The 17,883-nt window shown below is 72.5% G+C and carries 16 protein-coding genes and 1 pseudogene; 8 read left to right on the forward strand and 9 right to left on the reverse strand.

The window, feature by feature from the left end; translation table 11 throughout:
• The first annotated feature begins 150 nt into the window (after window positions 1-150).
• Window positions 151-594, forward strand: coding sequence for a hypothetical protein (locus NYF13_RS26905; RefSeq protein ID WP_315660539.1), 444 nt, complete (start codon window positions 151-153; stop codon window positions 592-594).
• A 152-nt stretch (window positions 595-746) separates the two neighbouring features.
• Complete coding sequence (locus NYF13_RS26910; protein WP_315660540.1) at window positions 747-1,241, forward strand: DUF2127 domain-containing protein; 495 nt, start codon at window positions 747-749, stop codon at window positions 1,239-1,241.
• Window positions 1,242-1,266: 25 nt separating this feature from the next.
• Here NYF13_RS26910 and NYF13_RS26915 read toward each other — a convergent pair.
• From NYF13_RS26915 to NYF13_RS26935, 5 genes and pseudogenes are all read right to left on the reverse strand, one after another.
• A pseudogene (locus NYF13_RS26915) lies at window positions 1,267-1,981 on the reverse strand (PP2C family protein-serine/threonine phosphatase).
• Window positions 1,982-2,087: 106 nt separating this feature from the next.
• The gene (locus tag NYF13_RS26920; protein WP_315660541.1) at window positions 2,088-3,962 is read right to left on the reverse strand and encodes a glycosyltransferase family 39 protein; all 1,875 of its coding nucleotides are present in this window, start codon (window positions 3,960-3,962) and stop codon (window positions 2,088-2,090) included.
• Window positions 3,959-5,245 carry a glycosyltransferase gene (locus tag NYF13_RS26925; RefSeq protein ID WP_315660542.1) on the reverse strand — a complete coding sequence of 429 codons (1,287 nt, stop codon included), beginning with the start codon at window positions 5,243-5,245 and terminating at the stop codon, window positions 3,959-3,961. The genes NYF13_RS26920 and NYF13_RS26925 overlap by 4 nt, the downstream gene beginning before the upstream one ends.
• A gap of 71 nt (window positions 5,246-5,316) precedes the next feature.
• Window positions 5,317-7,158, reverse strand: coding sequence for a glycosyltransferase family 39 protein (locus tag NYF13_RS26930; protein ID WP_315660543.1), 1,842 nt, complete (start codon window positions 7,156-7,158; stop codon window positions 5,317-5,319).
• 97 nt (window positions 7,159-7,255) lie between these two features.
• Complete coding sequence (locus NYF13_RS26935; RefSeq protein ID WP_315660544.1) at window positions 7,256-8,785, reverse strand: HAMP domain-containing sensor histidine kinase; 1,530 nt, start codon at window positions 8,783-8,785, stop codon at window positions 7,256-7,258.
• Between the two features lie 141 nt (window positions 8,786-8,926).
• Here NYF13_RS26935 and NYF13_RS26940 point away from each other — a divergent pair, with 141 nt between their 5' ends.
• Complete coding sequence (locus NYF13_RS26940; RefSeq protein ID WP_315660545.1) at window positions 8,927-9,514, forward strand: hypothetical protein; 588 nt, start codon at window positions 8,927-8,929, stop codon at window positions 9,512-9,514.
• A 9-nt stretch (window positions 9,515-9,523) separates the two neighbouring features.
• Here NYF13_RS26940 and NYF13_RS26945 read toward each other — a convergent pair whose 3' ends face one another.
• A complete protein-coding gene (locus NYF13_RS26945; protein ID WP_315660546.1) occupies window positions 9,524-9,745 on the reverse strand; it encodes a hypothetical protein in 222 nt (73 codons plus the stop codon).
• Window positions 9,746-9,874: 129 nt separating this feature from the next.
• On the reverse strand, window positions 9,875-10,717 hold the full coding sequence (locus NYF13_RS26950) for a fructosamine kinase family protein (protein WP_315660547.1): 843 nt from the start codon (window positions 10,715-10,717) through the stop codon (window positions 9,875-9,877).
• Between the two features lie 205 nt (window positions 10,718-10,922).
• Here NYF13_RS26950 and tig point away from each other — a divergent pair, with 205 nt between their 5' ends.
• The 5 genes from tig (at window position 10,923) to NYF13_RS26975 (ending at window position 15,889) form a co-directional block, all read left to right on the forward strand.
• Window positions 10,923-12,329 (forward strand): trigger factor, encoded by a 1,407-nt coding sequence (gene tig / locus NYF13_RS26955; protein ID WP_315660548.1) that lies wholly within the window; start codon window positions 10,923-10,925, stop codon window positions 12,327-12,329.
• A gap of 137 nt (window positions 12,330-12,466) precedes the next feature.
• Window positions 12,467-13,078: an ATP-dependent Clp protease proteolytic subunit gene (locus NYF13_RS26960; RefSeq protein ID WP_315660549.1), complete on the forward strand. Its 612-nt coding sequence runs from the start codon at window positions 12,467-12,469 to the stop codon at window positions 13,076-13,078.
• A 26-nt stretch (window positions 13,079-13,104) separates the two neighbouring features.
• Window positions 13,105-13,758: an ATP-dependent Clp protease proteolytic subunit gene (locus NYF13_RS26965; protein ID WP_315660550.1), complete on the forward strand. Its 654-nt coding sequence runs from the start codon at window positions 13,105-13,107 to the stop codon at window positions 13,756-13,758.
• A 240-nt stretch (window positions 13,759-13,998) separates the two neighbouring features.
• Window positions 13,999-15,294 (forward strand): ATP-dependent Clp protease ATP-binding subunit ClpX, encoded by a 1,296-nt coding sequence (clpX, locus tag NYF13_RS26970; protein WP_315660551.1) that lies wholly within the window; start codon window positions 13,999-14,001, stop codon window positions 15,292-15,294.
• Window positions 15,295-15,490: 196 nt separating this feature from the next.
• Window positions 15,491-15,889, forward strand: coding sequence for a hypothetical protein (locus tag NYF13_RS26975; protein ID WP_315660552.1), 399 nt, complete (start codon window positions 15,491-15,493; stop codon window positions 15,887-15,889).
• 21 nt (window positions 15,890-15,910) lie between these two features.
• Here NYF13_RS26975 and NYF13_RS26980 read toward each other — a convergent pair whose 3' ends face one another.
• Window positions 15,911-16,846: an alpha/beta hydrolase-fold protein gene (locus NYF13_RS26980; protein ID WP_315660553.1), complete on the reverse strand. Its 936-nt coding sequence runs from the start codon at window positions 16,844-16,846 to the stop codon at window positions 15,911-15,913.
• 173 nt (window positions 16,847-17,019) lie between these two features.
• On the reverse strand, window positions 17,020-17,844 hold the full coding sequence (gene fdhD / locus NYF13_RS26985) for a formate dehydrogenase accessory sulfurtransferase FdhD (protein ID WP_315660554.1): 825 nt from the start codon (window positions 17,842-17,844) through the stop codon (window positions 17,020-17,022).
• Window positions 17,845-17,883: the final 39 nt, after the last annotated feature.

Raw genomic sequence — 17,883 nt, forward strand, 5'->3', positions numbered from 1 at the left:
GAGGGCACCCGGAAGCCGGGGGCGCCGCCACGGTTCGCCGTCCACCCGGGCGTCACGGCGGCCCGCCTTCTTGATCACGCTCGCCAGCGACAGGTGTCGGCAAGCGCCGACAGGTTAACTACGATCACTGTCCGAAATGGAGTGATCGTCGTGGTCAACTGGTCGCCGGCCGACACCCGGCTGTTCGAGCGGATCCGGGACCTGGAAGCCTCGCTGCCCGGGGACCTGGCCTTCCTGACCCGGGCCGTCGAAGAAGAATCCCCGCGCCCGGACGCCCTGCGCGACCTCGGTGAGCGGCTGGTGGACCTGGGCCAGGCGGTGCTGCGAAGGTCGGAGGAGGTGAACGCCGCCCTCCTCGCCACCCTGCCCGGGCACGGCTGGCTGCCGGAAGCGGGCGCCCGCCGCCGGGCCGCGGGACTGGCCCACCAGGTCGGCCCTCATCCGATCCGGAGTGGCGCGGTGTTCTTGGCCCTCTGCGGTGCGGCGTGCTTTCCCTTCTACGGCAAGGATCCGGCCGACCGGACGGCGCGCCACGAGCGGTGTCCGGCCTGCCTGGCCCGGGCGGTGGCGGTGGTGCGGCACCCCGAGGTCTGACCCACCCGGGCCCGCGCCGGGTTGGTGCGGTTGGGGCGGTAGCAGGGGAATTGGGTGGTATGGGCGAGCGTTCAGCCGGGGCGGGCGCCTCCGGTGGGGCCGAAATCGGGGTAGAACGAGCGCGGCCTGGGGTTTTCGTGTTGGCTGGACCGATGAGTGAGGACAAGGCGGCCGCCTCGACCGAGAGACTGTTCCGGATCGCGATCGCGCTGAAGGGGCTCGACGGTGCGTTGCAGCTCGTGGGGGCGTTGATCCTGGCCTTCATCCCGTCGACCTTCGTCACCGGGTTCGCCCACGCGGTGATCACCCGCGACCTGCTGGGAGACCCGTCGGGCACGATCGCCCGGCATCTGGAGCTCGCGGCCGAGCACTTCGCCGACGGCAGCAGCAAGACCTTTGCCGTGGTGTACCTGCTGGCGCACGGGCTGATCAAGCTCGCGCTGGTGTTCGCGCTCGCCCGGAAATGGGTGCGGGCCTACCCGGTGGCGATGGTGGTGCTGGCCGCTTTCGTCGTCTACGAGGTGTACCGCGCGATCAACACCGGTTCGATCGCGCTGCCGTTCTTCGCGGCCCTGGACGCGATCATCGTCGTGCTCGTCTTCCGGGAGTACCGGAAGCTGCGCCGTGAACGGAACGCCGCCCGGTAGCCGTTTCCGGCCCGGCCCCGGAACCTCAGGCCGCTACCGGAAACCGCTGCGTGACGACGTGGGACAGGTCCACCTCGGGCGGCTCGACGAACAGCGCCGTGGCGTTGTCCGAACCGCCGACGGCGATGGCCGTCTCCACCAGCGCCGCCGCCCCGTGCTCCGGGTCGGCCAGCAGCCGGTCGATGGTGGCGGGCGGAAGCACCTTGTGCACCCCGTCGCTGGTCAGCAGGAGCCCGCCGCCGACCACCTCGGAAGTGCCGATCTCGTGCGGCTTCGCGGTGCGGACGCTGGTGGTGACCAGGTGCTCCATCCGCGGCGTGCAGGGCTGGTGGCGCGAGCGGAAGTACTCGGCCAGCGTGTGGTCCACGGTGAGCCGCCGCACCATGCCGCCGTGCCAGGCGTACGCGCGGGCGTCGCCCACCCAGGCGATGCGGTAGCCGCCGGCGAACGGCATCGCGACCACCAGCACGGCGTCGCCGGTGCCGCCGAGCTCGCGCAGCGCCCGCTGGGCGTTGAGGATCGCGGCGACCGGGCCTTCGGCCGGCGGGGTGCGCGCGGCGGCCGCGACGGCGGTCCGCGCGGGCGCGCGCGGCGCCGGGGTCGTCGCCGACGCCGTCGGCGAGCGCGAACGTGATCCCCGGTGCGCCGGCCGCCGCGTACGCGCTGACCGCGTCCGCATTGCGCTCGCGCGGTCCTCGCGCGCTCGCGGTGTGCCAGTGTGGGTGCCGAGTCCCGGCCATGGCTTCCTCCCGGATTTCCCGCGGTTTCCCCGTTCCCCCAGGATGCGCTCCCTTTCTGGGAGGATCCTGAGGGACGGCTGTACATCGGCTGTTCGCGGCGGCTCGTTCAGGACAGCAGCGAGTAGACGGTCTGCCCGCCCACCGTGGTGGCGCTGAAGTTCGCCGCCACCCACTCGGTGATCGCCGAGGAGCCCCCGCCGCCGCCCGGTCCGCCGCCCTGGCCACCGGCCACGTAGTACGAGATCTCCCCGTCGGCCACGTACTGCTCGAACTGGGCCAGGGTCGGTGCCGGGTCACTGCCGTCCCAGCCGCCGATGCCGATCACCGCCTTGCCGCCGGCCAGCTCCAGCTCTGCGGCCGACTGGGAGCCGGTGGTCGCGGCCGCCCACTTCGTCGTGGTCCCGGCCAGCAGCCGCGAGAGCGCGGTGTCCGAACCGCGGTCCCCGAGGCCGCCCCGGCCCATCCCGCCGAACCCGTTCTGCGTGGCCGGCCCGGACACCGGGATCGAACCGGTGTGCGGCACCGCGGCCGTCTCCGCGGCGTACGCGGCGGTGCCGAGGCCCAGCGACAGCACACTCACCGCGGCCAGCACCGCGAGCGCCCGGCGCAGCGGCGGCAGCCCGACCACCACCACGGTGGCCACCACCACCGCGAGCACCACGACGACCCAGCGCAGCCACGGGAGCCAGTCCGGCGTCCGGTCCAGCAGGATGAAGTCCCACACCCCGGTGACGGCGATCATGCCGCCCAGCACCGTCCGGGCCGCGGTGCTCGCCCGGCCGCGCCACAGCGCGTGCCCGGAGATGGCGACCACCGCGGCGATCGCCGGGGCGAGCTGCACGGAGTAGTACGGGTGGATCGTCCCGCCCATGAAGCTGAACACCAGCCCGGTCACCAGCAGCCAGCCGCCCCAGACCAGCAGCGACGCGCGGGTGCGGTCGGTGCGCGCGGCCCGGCGGGTGAACCACAGCCCGGCGGCCAGGCCGATCAGCGCGGCGGGCAGCAGCCAGGAGATCTCCGTGCCGAAGCTGGCGCCGAACATCCGGCCGAGGCCGCTGGCGCCGCCGAACATCGTGTTGGCCCCGCCGCCGGAGCCGCCGCCGGGCCCGCCCCCCGAGCCGCCTCCGTTGCCTTCACCGCCGAAGATCCGCCCGAGACCGTTGTACCCCAGCGCCAGCTCGAGCAGGCTGTTCCCGGTCGAACCGCCGATGTAGGGCCGTGAACCGGCGGGCCAGAGCGCGACCAGCACCAGGAACCAGCCCGCCGAACCGGCCACCGCGGCCGCGGCGCCGAGCAGGTGCAGCAGCCGCTTGCCGAGCCCGGCCGGCGCGGCCACCAGGTAGGCCAGCGCGAACGCGGGCAGCACCAGGAACGCCTGCATCATCTTGGTCAGGAAGCCGAACCCGATCGCCAGGCCGGCCAGCGCCAGCCACGCCGGGCTCGCCTGCTCCACGGCGCGGACGGTGAAGTACGCGGCCGCGATCAGCAGCAGCACCAGCAGCGCGTCCGGGTTGTTGAAGCGGAACATCAGCGCGGCCACCGGCGTCAGCGCGAGCGCCCCGCCGGCCAGCAGTCCGGGCACCGGCCCGGACACCCGCCGGACCGTCAGGTACAGCAGCCCGACCGACGCGACCCCCATCAGTGCCTGCGGGGCCAGCACCGTGAAGCTGGAGAAGCCGAAGATCCGCGCGAAGGCCGTGCCGACCCACAGCGCCGCCGGCGGTTTGTCGACCGTGAGCACGTTGCCGGAATCCAGCGAGCCGAACAGCCAGGCCTTGAGGCTCTGGGTGCCGGACTGCACGGCGGCCGCGTAGAACGAGTTCCCGAACCCCGAGGCGGTCAGGTCCCAGAAGTACAGCACGGCGGTCAGCGCGAGCAGCCCGAACACCGACGGGCGCACCCAGCGCGGGCCGCTTTCCTTGCGGCGTGGGGAATCCTGGACGGTAGCGCCCTCGGCCGGGGCGGGCAGGACGGCGGTCATCGGTTCTCCTCGGTGGTGGCGGGCCCGCGGCGGGGGTTGAAGACCCAGCCGCGCAGCAACAGGAAGCGGAGCACGGTGGCGGCCAGGTTGGCCAGCACGAGCACCGTGGTCTCCAGGACGATCCCGGGGTGGGTGGCGGCGTTGAGCAGGGCCAGCGAACCGCTGGTGAGCACCAGGCCGAGGCCGAACACGAGCAGCCCTTCGAACTGGTGCCGCCCGGCCCCGCCCCGCCCGCGCACGCCGAAGGTCACCCGGCGGTTGACGGCGGTGTTGGCGACCGCGGTGACCAGCAACGCGATGAAGTTCGCGGCCTGCGCGCCGACGACGGTGCGCAGCAGCAGGAACAGCAGCAGGTAGGCGGCGGTGCTGGCCACCCCGACCGCGGCGAACCGCACGAGCTGCCGCGCCAGGCTCGGCGGCACGCCGGGTGCCTCGACGCCGATGGGCTCGCGGCCGAGCTGCTCGCGCAGCCGGCGGAACGGGATCGCGCCGGTGCACGTGGCGCGGGTCAGGCGGGCGACGCCCTTGAGGTCGGCGGTGGCCGTGGCCACGAGGTGCACGGACGAGTCCGGGTCGTCCACCCAGTCCACCGGCACCTCGTGGGTGCGCAGTCCGGACCGCTGCGCGAGCACCAGCAGTTCGGTGTCGAAGAACCAGCCGGTGTCCTGCACGTGCGGCAGCAGCCGCCGGGCGACGTCGGCGCGGATGGCTTTGAACCCGCACTGCGCGTCGGAGAACTTCGCCGCGAGGGTGCCGCGGAGGATCAGGTTGTAGCAGCGGGAGATGAATTCCCGCTTCGGTCCCCGGACCACCCGGGCGCCCCGGGCCAGCCGGCTGCCGATGGCCAGGTCCGAGTGCCCGGACAGCAGGGGCGCCACGAGCGGGGCGAGCGCGGCGAGATCGGTCGAGAGGTCCACGTCCATGTAGGCCAGCACACCGGCGTCGGAGGCGGACCAGACCGCTCGCAGGGCGCGCCCGCGGCCCTTCTCGTCGAGGTGGTGGACCACGACCTCGGGCAGCTCCCGCGCGAGCCGTTCGGCGATGTGGCGGGTCTCGTCCGTGCTCGCGTTGTCCGCGACCGTGATCCGGTACGGGTGACCGGCGTGCTCTTCCAGGTGCGCGTGCAGCCGGCGGATGCAGGGTTCGAGGTCGGCCTCCTCGTTGTGGACCGGGATCACGACGTCGAGCACCGGGCCCGGGCCGCCCCGGCCGATCGGGGTGGTCCCCGGCCGCGGGACGGGTGCGGCTCCGGTCTCGGTGCGGGAGGCAGCGGTGATGTTCATGGTTACCACCTTCGGAGGGCGGGCTTTGGCCACCTTGTGGCCGGGCTGTGGTGGCCCTGTGGGCCGGGCCTTCAGGAAGTCAGGTCGTACACGGTCACACCGTCCACAGTGGACGACCGGTAGTTCGCGGCCACCCAGTCGGCGATCTGCTGGGCGTAGTCGCTGCCGCTGTCGCCCCGCAGACCCGGGCCGTCGCCGAGGAAGTAGTGGATCTGCCCGCTCCGGACGTACTGCTGGAACTGCTGCAGCGTCGGGTAGGGATCGGTCCCGTTGAAGCCGCCCACGGCGAGCACCGGGAACCCGCTGCCGAGCTGGTACCCGGCGGCGTTGTTGGCCCCGACGGCCGCGGCGGTCCAGCGGTACTGCCCGGCGTCGCGCACCAGCAGGGCGGTGAGATCGCGGCCGGGCAGCGAGGTGTCGAGCAGTCCGCCCGCCATCCCGCCGCCGGGGCCCCCGCCGCCGCCGGAACCCCGCGCGGGCCCGGCCGAGGGAATAGCGCCGCTGTGCGGGGTCGCCGCGGTGGCCAGGCTGTACGCGCCGGACCCGGCGAGCAGCATCACCAGCCCCAGCCCGGCGACCCCACGCCCGAGGTGGCCGGCGAACACCAGCGCGGCGGCCGAGACCAGCCCGCCCACGAGCACGGCCGGGGCGAGCCAAGGCGGCCACGAAGCGTCCCGGAGCAGCAGGTACCCGGTCACGGCGGTCAGCGCGGCACCGCCGCTGAGCAGCCCGGCCGCCGCCGGTTCCGCGCGCAGCCGCCACAGCTGCACCGCGGCCGTGCCGACGAGCGCGGCGATCGCCGGGGCCAGCGCCACCGTGTAGTACGGGTGGATGATGCCGCCCATGAAGCTGAACACCGCCGCCGTGACCAGCAGCCAGCCACCCCAGACGACCAGCGCGGCGCGGCCGGGATCGGTGCGGGACGCGCGGCGGGTGAACCACAGCCCGGCGCCGAGCGCGAGCAGCGCGGCCGGGATCAGCCAGGCGATACCACCGGCCATCTCGCCGCCGAACAGCCGGAACAGCCCGGTGCTGCCCCAGCCGCCGCCCGCGCCCCCGCCGACGCTGCCGGTCTCGTCACCGGTGATGCGGCCGAAACCGTTGTAGCCCAGGGTGAGTTCCAGCAGGCTGTTGGTCTGCGAGCCACCGATGAACGGCCGGTCGGCGGCCGGCCACAGCGTCACCACGGCCAGGTACCAGCCCGCGGAGGCGATCACCGCGCCGGTCGCGGCGCCCAGGTGCAGCAGGCGTTTGCCCGGTGTCGTGGGCGCGGCGATCAGGTAGGCCAGGCCGAACGCGGGCAGCACGAGGAAGGCCTGCAGCATCTTGGCCAGGAAGCCGAACCCGACCGCGGTCCCGGCCAGGGCGAGCCACGCCGGGCTCGCCTTCTCCAGCGCGCGGACGGTGGCGTACGCGGCGGCCACGAGCAGCAGCACCAGGAGCGCGTCCGGGTTGTTGAAGCGGAAGATCAGCGCGGCGGCGGGGGTGAGCGTCAGCACCAGCCCGGCCAGCAACCCGGCCGCGGCCCCCGAAGTCCGGCGGACCGCGGCGTACAGCAGCCAGGTGGAGCCGACGCCCATCAGCGCCTGCGGCACGAGGATGCTCCACGCGTTCACCCCGAACAGCCGCGCGGACAGGCCCATCACCCAGAGCGCGGCGGGGGTCTTGTCGACGGTGATGCCGTTGGCGGCGTCGGTGGAGCCGAAGAACAACGCCTTCCAGCTCTGCGCCCCGGCTTGGGCGGCGGCCGAGTAGAACGCGTTGGCCCACCCGGAGGCGCCGAGGCCCCACAGGTAGAGCCCCGCGGCCGAGGCGAGCAGGAGCAGCAGGGCCGGGCGGACCCAGCGGGGATCGGTGCGCCGGCGGGCCCGGGCGGGGGCGACCGGGCGGGCGGGGGTCACGACTGCGGTCATGGGACCAGCGTCGGAGCCCGAGCTGGGGTGGTCTTGTGCCCGTGCTGTGCGGTTTCTGTGGTTCGTCCCCGGGGCTCGGCCACCGGCCGGGCCGGTTTCAGGACGCGCGCAGGTTCTTGCCCGGCCGCCGGGCTTCGAGCTGGGGGACGGGACGGCCGAGGGGCGCGACCGCCGGCAGCCGGACGGCGAACTCGGTGCGGCCCGGACGGCTGTGCACCTCGATCGTGCCGTGGTGCGCGACCAGCACGGCCGCCGCGATGGCCATGCCGAGGCCGGTGCTGCCCGCGGCGCGCGAGCGTGACGAATCGCCGCGCGCGAAGCGTTCGAAGACGGTCGGGAGCAGGTCCGGCGGGATACCCGGGCCGTTGTCGGTCACGGTGACCACGGCGCTGCCGTCGGCCGGGCGCGCGAGCGAGGTGACCACGGTGGTGCCCGGCGGGGTGTGCACGCGGGCGTTGGCGAGCAGGTTGGCCAGCACCTGGTGCAGCCGCTGGACGTCGCCGGGCACCAGGACCGGTTCCTCCGGCAGGCGCAGCTGCCATTCGTGGTCCGGACCGGCGACGTGGGCGTCCCCGACCGCGTCGGCGACCAGCCGGGCCAGGTCGACCTCGGCCACCTCCAGCGGGCGGCCGGCGTCGAGCCGGGCCAGCAGCAGCAGGTCCTCGACCAGCGTGGTCATCCGGTCGGCCTCCGACTCGATCCGGGTCATCGACCGCGCGACGTCCGGCGGCACCGCCATCCGCCCGCGCCCGGCCAGCTCGGCGTACCCGCGGATGGCGGCGAGCGGGGTCCGCAGCTCGTGGCTGGCGTCGGCGACGAACTGGCGCACGCGCGTCTCGCTGGCGTGCCGGGCCTCCAGCGCGGCGGAGATGTGGCCCAGCATCAGGTTCAGCGCGGAGCCGACCTGCCCGACTTCGGTGCGCGGGTCGGTGTCGCCGTCGGGGACCCGCACGGAGAGGTCGACGTAACCCCGGTCCAGCGGCAGTTCGGACACCCGGGCGGCCGTCGTCGCGACGCGTTCGAGCGGCCGGAGCGTGCGCCGCACCGCGTAGGCCCCGACGAGCGCCGCCCCGGTGACCCCGATCGCGGCGACGCCGAACAGGATCAGCCCGACCGTCAGCAAGGTCAGGTGCACGGGCGCGAGCGGGACTCCCGTGACGACCACGCCGCCCGGGATGGCCGAGGCGGTCACGCGGTAGTCGCCCAGCTCGTCGAGGGTGCGGTCGTAGGCCCGGCCGTCGACCGGCACCGCCTGCAGCACGTCGAGCTGCCCGGCGGTGAGCGCGACCAGCTGCCCGTGCGAGGAGAGGGAGCCGCCGTCGACCAGCCGGTCGCCGGACAGGTGCGCGTTGACCGTCCCGGCACCCTGCCCGGGCGCGTCGAGCGGGTTGTTCCCGCCGCGCGGACCGCCGTGCACGGCGAAGTCCTTGGCCCGGTTGGCGGCGGCGTAGAGCTGCCCGTCGGTCTGGCCGGTGAGGAAGGCGCTCAGCGCGAACTCGCTGACCACCCCGATCACCAGGCACACCAGGGACAGCAGCAGCACGATCGACACCGTGAGCTTCACCCGCAGCGAAAGCCGCCCGAACCGGCTGGGCCGGGCGGGCGCTGCCTGCGCGCGAGGTGCCATGCCCAGAGCGTGCGGGCCCAGGGTGTGGGTCCGATGTGTGCTGCCTGTGAGTCGGCTGTGGGACGAGCGCGCGCAGCGGTCACAGCGCCGGCCGATGGCGGCCACAGGGCGGGCACAGCATCGGTGGTCAGGGTGGGGCTCATGACTACTTCTGGCGAACAACGGCTCCCGGTCCCCGGACCGGCCACATCGGACACCTGGGGCGGGACCGCCTCCGCGCCACCCGGCGGCCCGGCCCGCGGCGGCCGGCGCAAGTGGGCCGCCGGTGGGGTGGCCGCGGTGATCGTCGTGGGCGGCGGCGCGGGGATCTGGGTGGCGACTTCGAACTCCGGCGCGGCGGCCGCGACCGGCGGGCCCGGCGGCCGGATGAGCGGTTCGGGCCCGGGCGGCGTGACGACGATGAGCACCGCGCTGCACGGCGAATTCGTCACCACCGGCAGCGGGGGCGAGTACGTCACCGAGTTCCTGCAGCGGGGCAAGGTGACGGCACTGAGCGCCACCTCGCTGACCACGCGCAGCGACGACGGGTTCACCAAGGTCTACGTCATCGATTCCGCCACCGCGACCGGCGTCACCCAGGGCGAGCAGGTGACGGTCGTCGCCACCACCTCGGACGGCACCGCCACCGCCACCTCGGCCACCGCCACCTCGGTCACCGCCACCTCGCACAGCGGTACTTCGGGCAGCGGTACTTCGGGGAGCGGGACCGGCCGCGGCCCGTCGGCCTAGGGCCTGTCCTCAGGGCCAGATGAGCAGCGTGACCAGATCGATCGTGCCCCAGTAGGAGACAGCGGTCTTGTCGAACCGAGTGGCGATGGCACGGAACTGCGTGAGGCGGTCGGAGCAGCGTTCGACGATGTTGCGGCGCTTATGAGCGACGCGTCGAAAGACCGGTGGGCGACCACCGGCCCGGCCGCGGCGCAGCCGGTTCGCCTGCTGATCCCGGCGTCCGGGAAGCATCGCCGGGATCAGCTTTCGGCGCAGGCGAGGTGGATCGGCCGGTCCCGCCAGGCCACCCCGGTCCTGGCCTCGAACGACCTCCCGTTGATCACCCGGCGGTCATCGTCCCGCGCCCCGCCGGCCCAGGGCTCAGAACAGACCGTGCACCACCGAAAGGGCCTGCTCCGCGTACGTCCGTCCGAACAGGACAGCGTGCACCAGCAGCGGGAACAACTGGTGCAGCCCGATCCGCTCCCGCCAGCCGGAGGAGAGCGGGGCGGCTTCGGCGTACGCCCCGAGGACCCGTTCGAGCTGCGGGCAGCCGAACAGGCGCAGCATCGCCAGATCGGACTCGCGGTGGCCGCCGTGGGCCGCCGGGTCGATCAGGTACGCGCGCTCCCGCGTCCACAGCACGTTGCCGTTCCACAGGTCGCCGTGGAGGCGGGACGGCGGCTCCGGCGGGCCGGACACCGAAGCGAAGCGGTGGCAGGCCCGGTCGAACGCGGCGGCCTCGGCGGCGCTCAGCGTCCCCGCGTCGCGCGCCAGCCGGACGTAGGGCCGCACCCGGTGCTCGGCGTACCACTCGGGCCAGCGCGGGCCCGGGGTGTTCGCCATCGGGGCCAGGCCGATCCACGCGCGGTCCGGGGCGCCCGGGGGAGGCGCGCCGAACGCGGGGGCGCCGGCCGCGTGCAGGGCGGCGAGGTCGCGGCCCAGCCGGTCGGCCACCCGCTCCTGCGCCGGTTCGGTCGCGATCCGGTCGAGGACCAGCCAGTGCTCGTCGTGACCGTGCACGGCGGGGATCGGCGCTGCGCCTTCGGCCAGCCAGCGCAGGCCCGCGGCCTCGGCGGCGGTGGCGCCGGGCGCGTGCCCCCGTTTCGCCACCACGACGTCCCCACCCGCCAAGGTGGCTTCGGTCAGCGCACCGGACCGGCGTCGCGTGCCGGTGACCGGGCGGCCGGTGAACCGGGAAACGACGGCCGAAGCATCACTCACGGCGGTGACCGTACGCGTCGGCGGTCGTCGCTGCGGGACGGCCGGGCCCGCAGGGCAACCGCTCGGGCGCGGCCGGCCTCCGGTGGCCCCCGACCAGGACCGCCGCCACCCCTGGCCTAGACTCGGTCGTCCTGGTCGGACCAGGTGACCGGGGCCAATCCGAGGATTGTCCCACCGCAATCGTTTACCGCTCGAGGAGAAGACCTTGAAGAGCACCGTCGAGCAGCTCAGCCCGACGCGAGTCAAGATCAATGTCGAGGTGCCGTTCGACGAGCTCAAGCCGAACTTCGACCGCGCCTACCGCAAGATCGCCCAGCAGGTGCGCATCCCGGGCTTCCGGCCCGGCAAGGCGCCCGCTCGCGTCCTGGAAAGCCGGATCGGCCGCGCGCCGGTGCTCGACGAGGTCGTCAACGAGGCCATCCCGGCCAAGTACATCGAGGCCGTCCGCGCCGGGGAGGTCCGCACGCTGGGCCAGCCCGAGTTCGAGGTGACCCGGATCGAAGACCGCGACGTGCTCGAGTTCACCGCCGAGGTGGACGTGCGCCCGGAGATCGAGCTGCCGGACCTCGCGGGCCTGGAGGTCAGCGTCGACGACGTCGAGACCACCGACGCGGAGGTCGACGAGCAGCTCGACGAGCTGCGGGCCCGCTTCGGCACCCTGACCGGTGTCGAGCGCCCGGCCGAGAACGGCGACTTCGTCTCCGTCGACCTGTCGGCCACCGTCGACGGCGAGACCGTCGAAGAGGCGGCCACCACCGGACTGTCCTACGAGATCGGCTCCGGCCAGCTCGTGGACGGCATCGACGAGGCCATCATCGGCGCGAACGCCGGCGAGACCAAGACGTTCACCACCCAGCTGGTCGCGGGCGACCACGCGGGCCGGGACGCCGAGGTCACCGTGACCGTGCAGTCGGTCAAGCAGCGTGAGCTGCCCGAGGCCGACGACGAGTTCGCCCAGCTCGCCAGCGAGTTCGACACGATCGACGAGCTGAAGGCCGACCTGCGCGAGCGCCTGGCCCGGGTCAAGAAGATGCAGCAGGGCGTGCAGGCCCGCGACCAGGTGCTGGACATCCTCCTGGAGCGCACCGAGGTGCCGATCCCGGAGAAGGTGCTCGAAGGCGAGATCGAGAACCGCAAGCACGACGCGGTGCACCCGTTCGACCACGACGAGGAGCAGTTCTCGAAGGCGCTGGAGGCCGAGGGCCGCACGCTGGACGAGTTCAACGCCGAGGTCCAGGAGGAGTCGGAGAAGGCCGTCCGCACGCAGCTGCTGCTGGACACCATCGCCGACCGGGAGAAGACCTCGGTCAACGACGGCGAGCTCACCGAGCGCATCGTCTACCAGGCCCAGCGCTTCGGCGTCAGCCCGGACGAGTACGTGCAGCGCGCCCAGCAGTCGGGCCAGCTGACCGCGATCTACGCCGACGTGCGCCGCGGCAAGGCGCTGGCCTCGGTGGTCCGCGGCACCACGGTCAAGAACGCCTCGGGTGAAGCGGTCGACCTCTCCGAGCTGTTCGGCACCGGTGACGAGGCCGACACCCCCGAGGTCGTCGAAGGCGGCGTCGAGGAGACGCAGGTCACCGAGGAGACGGCCAAGACCCCGGCGGAGTGAAGCTGTGAGCGAACTTGGGCGGTGTCAGGCATTCTGCACCGCCCAAGTTCGTTAGGGTCGGTTGTTAGTCAGGCATCTGAAGACGACAGCGGCGTCCGGTACGACACGGGCCGCCGCCGGCGAAAAGGCAGGCAGACGTGAAGCAGCACATGCCCGAGGGGCGGACCGGCACCGCGGGGCTCACCCTCACCGACTCGGTGTTCGAGCGGTTGCTCCAGGAGCGGATCGTCGTCCTCGGCTCCGAGGTCAACGACGAGATCGCCAACCGGATCACCGCGCAGCTGTTGCTGCTCGACGCGGACGACGCCGAATCCGACATCCGCTTCTACATCAACTCACCGGGCGGCTCGGTCACCGCCGGGTTCGCCATCTACGACACCATGCAGCTGATCCGCCCGGACGTGGCGACCTACGCCATGGGCATGGCGGCCTCGATGGGGCAGTTCCTGCTCTCCTCGGGCACGCCGGGCAAGCGGTACTCGCTGCCGCACGCCCGGATCCTCATGCACCAGCCCTCGGCCGGGGTCGGCGGCACGGCCTCGGACATCGCGATCCAGGCCGACCTGTTCAACAAGTGGAAGCAGGAGCTGGCCCGGATCACGGCCGAGCAGACCGGCCAGACCACCGAGCAGATCATCAAGGACGGCGACCGCGACCGCTGGTTCACCGCCGAGGAGGCCAAGGAGTACGGCTTCGTCGACCACGTGCTGAGCCGGGGCGACGGCAACGGCCTCAACCCGTCCAACTGAAGCCCGAACCACACAGGAGACCTCTCATGAGCAATTTCCGGCTCCCGGGTGACTTCCGGGCTCCGCAGACCCCGCAGTCGCGGTACATCCTGCCCTCCTACGTCGAGCGCACCAGCTACGGCGTGAAGGAGTCCAACCCGTACAACAAGCTGTACGAGGAGCGGACCATCTTCCTCGGGGTGCAGGTGGACGACGCTTCGGCCAACGACGTGATGGCCCAGCTGCTCCACCTGGAGCACGAGGACCCGGACCGCGACATCAGCATCTACATCAACTCCCCGGGCGGGTCGTTCACCTCGCTGATGGCGATCTACGACACCATGCAGTACATCCGCCCGGACATCTCCACCGTGTGCCTCGGCCAGGCCGCCTCGGCCGCCGCGGTGCTGCTGGCGGCGGGCACGCCGGGCAAGCGCATGGCGCTGCCGAACGCACGCGTGCTGATCCACCAGCCGGCCACCGAGGGCACCTACGGCCAGGTCTCCGACCTGGAGATCCAGGCCAACGAGATCCAGCGGGTGCGGCGCCAGATGGAGATCATCCTGGCCAAGCACACGAACAAGGAGCCGGACCAGATCAAGGCCGACATCGAGCGGGACAAGATCCTGACCGCCGAGGAGGCCAAGGCCTACGGCCTGATCGACGAGGTGCTCCCGTACCGGAAGGCCTCGGCCAACTGACTCCCGGGGCCGGTGCGCGTCGTCAGGACGACACGCACCGGCCCTCTGGTCTAGGGTCGGGCGGTCCGGGGCCGGGTGAACTCCGGGCCCGGGACGGGCGGCGGGTGTTCCCGCTCGCGGGTCCGGACGGGTACCGTCAGTGGCAATGCGTGAGGCCCCGGTGCGGTCGGTCAGCGGCCGGGGCGGCGAGACAGTGTCAGGTGCGTGTTGCGCGCACCGGAGGGGACGAGGTCAACGGCCATGGCACGGATCGGTGACGGCGGCGACCTGCTGAAATGTTCTTTCTGCGGGAAGAGCCAGAAGCAGGTGAAGAAGCTCATCGCCGGCCCCGGGGTCTACATCTGCGATGAGTGCATCGACCTCTGCAACGAGATCATCGAGGAGGAGCTGGCCGAAGCCGGCGACGTGAAGCTCGACGAGCTGCCCAAGCCCGCCGACATCCACGAGTTCCTCCAGCAGTACATCATCGGCCAGGACGACGCGAAGAAGACGCTGGCCGTCGCGGTGTACAACCACTACAAGCGCATCCAGGCCGACGACAAGGCCGGGCCCAAGGACTCCAAGGACGAGCCGGTCGAGCTGGCCAAGTCCAACATCCTGATGCTCGGCCCCACCGGCTGCGGCAAGACCTACCTCGCGCAGACGCTCGCGAAGCTGCTGAACGTGCCGTTCGCCATCGCGGACGCCACGGCGCTGACCGAGGCCGGGTACGTCGGCGAGGACGTGGAGAACATCCTCCTCAAGCTGATCCAGGCGGCCGACTACGACGTCAAGCGGGCCGAGACGGGCATCATCTACATCGACGAGGTCGACAAGATCGCCCGCAAGTCGGAGAATCCGTCGATCACCCGGGACGTCTCCGGCGAGGGGGTGCAGCAGGCGCTGCTGAAGATCCTCGAAGGGACCACCGCGTCGGTGCCGCCGCAGGGCGGGCGCAAGCACCCGCACCAGGAGTTCATCCAGATCGACACGACGAACGTGCTGTTCATCGTGGCCGGCGCGTTCGCCGGGCTGGAGAAGATCATCAACGAGCGCGTGGGCAAGCGCGGCCTCGGTTTCGGCGCGGAGATCCGCACCAAGGCCGAGATCGAGGGCAGCGACGTCTTCTCCGAGACGATGCCCGAGGACCTGATCAAGTTCGGTCTCATCCCGGAGTTCATCGGCCGGCTGCCGGTGGTGGCCACGGTGAACCACCTGGACAAGGAATCGCTGGTCTCGATCCTCACCCAGCCCCGCAACGCGCTGGTGAAGCAGTACATGAAGCTGTTCGAGATGGACAACGTCGAGCTGGAGTTCACCAAGACCGCGCTCGAGGCCATCGCCGACCAGGCGGTGCTGCGGGGCACCGGCGCCCGCGGCCTGCGCGCGATCATGGAAGAAGTGCTCCAGCCGGTGATGTACGACATCCCGAGCCGCGACGACGTCGCCAAGGTCGTGATCACCGAGCAGACCGTCCGGGAGAACGTGAACCCCACGATCGTGGCGCGGCAGCCTTCCCGCCGCACGCGCTCCGAGCGGGGCGAGAAGTCGGCCTGACCGGCGCTTCGGTGGCCACCCGGGCTTGAACCGGCCGGGGGTGGCCGCCGAACGGCCCGGCCGGGGTTCTCGTGGCGACCGCGGAACCGGGGGTGTTGCGGGCCGGCCGGCCGGGAAGCGAGCGTTCCGGGGCCGGTCCACGGGGGAAGTGGAGTCCGCTGACGAGGCGTCCGCGGCGGGCGCGATAATGGAGTGGATGACAACCGTGCCGCTGACCGCAGCTTCCGGGGACGAACTGGCCACCGACCCGGCCGGGACTGCGGTGCCCGCCGAGCCTTCGGGCGTCTCCATCGGCCTGGTCGAGCTGAGTGAGCGGGTCGTGGCCTCGGTGCTGACCCGTTGCCCGTGGCTCTACCGGGCCGCCACCTCCGTGCTCGCGGTCTTCGCCGCGGTCTGCCTGGTCGCGGTCGGGACCCGGCTCTCGGCGCTGCCGCTCATCCCGATCCCGCTGTTCGGCGCCGCCTGGTACTTCCTCCGGCTGCTGCGCGCCGCGGAGACCCGCCGGATGCAGTTGCGCTGGGCCGCCCTGTTCACGGTCGCGACCATGGTCGGCTTCTGGCTGATCTCGGTGGTCGCCCGCTGGGTCTCCCACTGACCGAGTGCGACCGGCGAGGACTCAGTCGCCCTTCGGCCGGTGCTTGCCGACGAAGCTCACCAGGCTCGGCACCACCGAGTGGAAGAACGTGTCGCTGTGCCGGCCCTTGGCGGTGTAGCCGATGGCCGGGTGGGTGGCGGCGATGTACCGGCGCACCCCGGTGATGAACGAGTCCTCGGTGCCGCACCAGAGGGCCGTCGGCACGTCCCGGAGCGCGTCGAGGTGGCGCAGCGGGTCGAGGTTGGCCCAGTCGGTGCTCCCGGTGAAGATGTGGCGCTTGGCCATCTCCGGCCACGACGTGATGAGCGCGGGCGAGACGGCCGCGACCGCTTGCGGCGGCTGACGGCGCTCGACGCGCCGGCGGCCGTACAGCAGGGCGCCGAACCCGCCCATGGAGACGCCGGAGCAGGCGAACGGCAGCCCGTCCTCCCCGGCGAAACCGCGGGCGCGCAGCCACTGCGGGACCTCTTCCAGCAGCATCGCCATCGGGTCGTCGCCGGGGTGGACCTGGTGCCAGTAGTTGTCGCCGCCGTCGACCGCGACGTAGCCGTACGCGGGCACGGCTTTGCGGGCCACATCGCTGGCGAGCTGCTTCATCAGCCCGCTCGGCGCGGCAGTGCGCGCGTTGCCGTGCAGGCCGTGCAGCATCAGCGACATCGGCAGGCCCCGCGGCGGCTTCTTGCTCGGCAGGATAAGCACGAGGTCGACCTGACGACCGCGGGCGGCGGAGTACACCCGTTCCACCCGGGTGCTGCCGAGCTGGGTGACCGGAGTGGACGAGGCGACGCCCAGCACCCGTTGCAGCGCCGGGCTGAACGGCACCGCGCCGGTGGCCGTCCCCACGGCGAGCCCGGCCACGCCGAGCCCGGCCGCGCCCGCGATCACCACGGACCGGCGGCTCACCCCCCGCCGGGGCCCCGAAGCGGGGATCTCGGCGGGTTTGTCCTTTTCGCGCACCTGGTCTCCCTCCCCCACGCCCCTTGAGACGCGGCGCAGCGGTCAGGCGTTGCCTTCGTCGGTGTTTATGGTCCTGCTCACGCCCGCTTCGCGCCAACCCGGGCGCGTCCACAGTGGTCACTGCGTCCACTGCCGAGACGCACCCGGCGTGGTCTCGCGGAAGGACCGATGGCCTAAGCCGGCACCCGGTGGTCGCCGGTGTAGAGGTTCAAGCTGTCACCGCGCAGGAAGCCGATCAGGGTCATCCCGTTCTCCTCCGCCAGCTCCACGGCCAGCGAGGACGGTGCGGACACCGCGGCGAGCAGCCCGATGCCCGCCATCGCCGCCTTCTGGACCAGTTCGAAGGAAGCGCGGCCGGAGACCAGCAGGCCGAGGCCGGGCGCCGGGATCCGCTCGGCCTGCAGAGCCCAGCCGAGCACCTTGTCCACGGCGTTGTGCCGGCCGACGTCCTCGCGGACCACCAGCAGCCCGCCGTCCGGGTCGAACAGCGCGGCCGCGTGCAGCCCGCCGGTCGAGGCGAACACCTTCTGCTGCTCGCGCAGCCGGTCCGGCAGTTGCACCAGCACCTCGGTCTTCACCGTGAAGGTGGATTCGGCGGGGGAGAAGCGGCTGCGCAGCTTGACCGCGTCCAGCGCCGCCTTGCCGCAGACGCCGCAGGACGAGGTGGTGTAGAAGTTCCGCTCCACGCCGGTCTCGGGGGGAGCCACTCCGGGCGCGAGTGTCACATCCAGCACGTTGTAGGTGTTGCGGCCCCGATCGTCCACGCCGTCGCAGTAGCGGGCCGCCGAGACGTCCTCGCGGGAGCCGATCACGCCCTCCGAGAGGAGGAACCCGTGAGCCAGCTCGACGTCGCTGCCCGGCGTGCGCATGGTCACGGCCAGGGCTTTTCCGCCGACCCGCAGCTCCATCGGCTCCTCGGCCGCCAGTGAGTCCGGACGCCGCCGCTCACCCGCGGCGGAGATCCGGCGCACCGGGCGGCGCACGGTGACCCGGCCCATCTGCCCACCTCTCCTCGAAATTCGGCCCGAACGTACGAC

The organism is Amycolatopsis sp. PS_44_ISF1, from assembly GCF_032335455.1.
Classification (GTDB): Bacteria; Actinomycetota; Actinomycetes; order Mycobacteriales; family Pseudonocardiaceae; genus Amycolatopsis.

Coding starts and splice junctions, on each gene's coding strand:
- NYF13_RS26920 (WP_315660541.1), bottom strand. CDS start 3,962: ATGACCGCCGTCCTGCCCGCCCCGGCCGAGGGCGCTACCGTCCAGGAT.
- NYF13_RS26975 (WP_315660552.1), top strand. CDS start 15,491: ATGACAACCGTGCCGCTGACCGCAGCTTCCGGGGACGAACTGGCCACC.
- fdhD (WP_315660554.1), bottom strand. CDS start 17,844: ATGGGCCGGGTCACCGTGCGCCGCCCGGTGCGCCGGATCTCCGCCGCG.
- NYF13_RS26945 (WP_315660546.1), bottom strand. CDS start 9,745: ATGCTTCCCGGACGCCGGGATCAGCAGGCGAACCGGCTGCGCCGCGGC.
- NYF13_RS26910 (WP_315660540.1), top strand. CDS start 747: ATGAGTGAGGACAAGGCGGCCGCCTCGACCGAGAGACTGTTCCGGATC.
- NYF13_RS26930 (WP_315660543.1), bottom strand. CDS start 7,158: ATGACCGCAGTCGTGACCCCCGCCCGCCCGGTCGCCCCCGCCCGGGCC.
- NYF13_RS26925 (WP_315660542.1), bottom strand. CDS start 5,245: ATGAACATCACCGCTGCCTCCCGCACCGAGACCGGAGCCGCACCCGTC.
- NYF13_RS26965 (WP_315660550.1), top strand. CDS start 13,105: ATGAGCAATTTCCGGCTCCCGGGTGACTTCCGGGCTCCGCAGACCCCG.
- clpX (WP_315660551.1), top strand. CDS start 13,999: ATGGCACGGATCGGTGACGGCGGCGACCTGCTGAAATGTTCTTTCTGC.
- NYF13_RS26940 (WP_315660545.1), top strand. CDS start 8,927: ATGACTACTTCTGGCGAACAACGGCTCCCGGTCCCCGGACCGGCCACA.
- NYF13_RS26935 (WP_315660544.1), bottom strand. CDS start 8,785: ATGGCACCTCGCGCGCAGGCAGCGCCCGCCCGGCCCAGCCGGTTCGGG.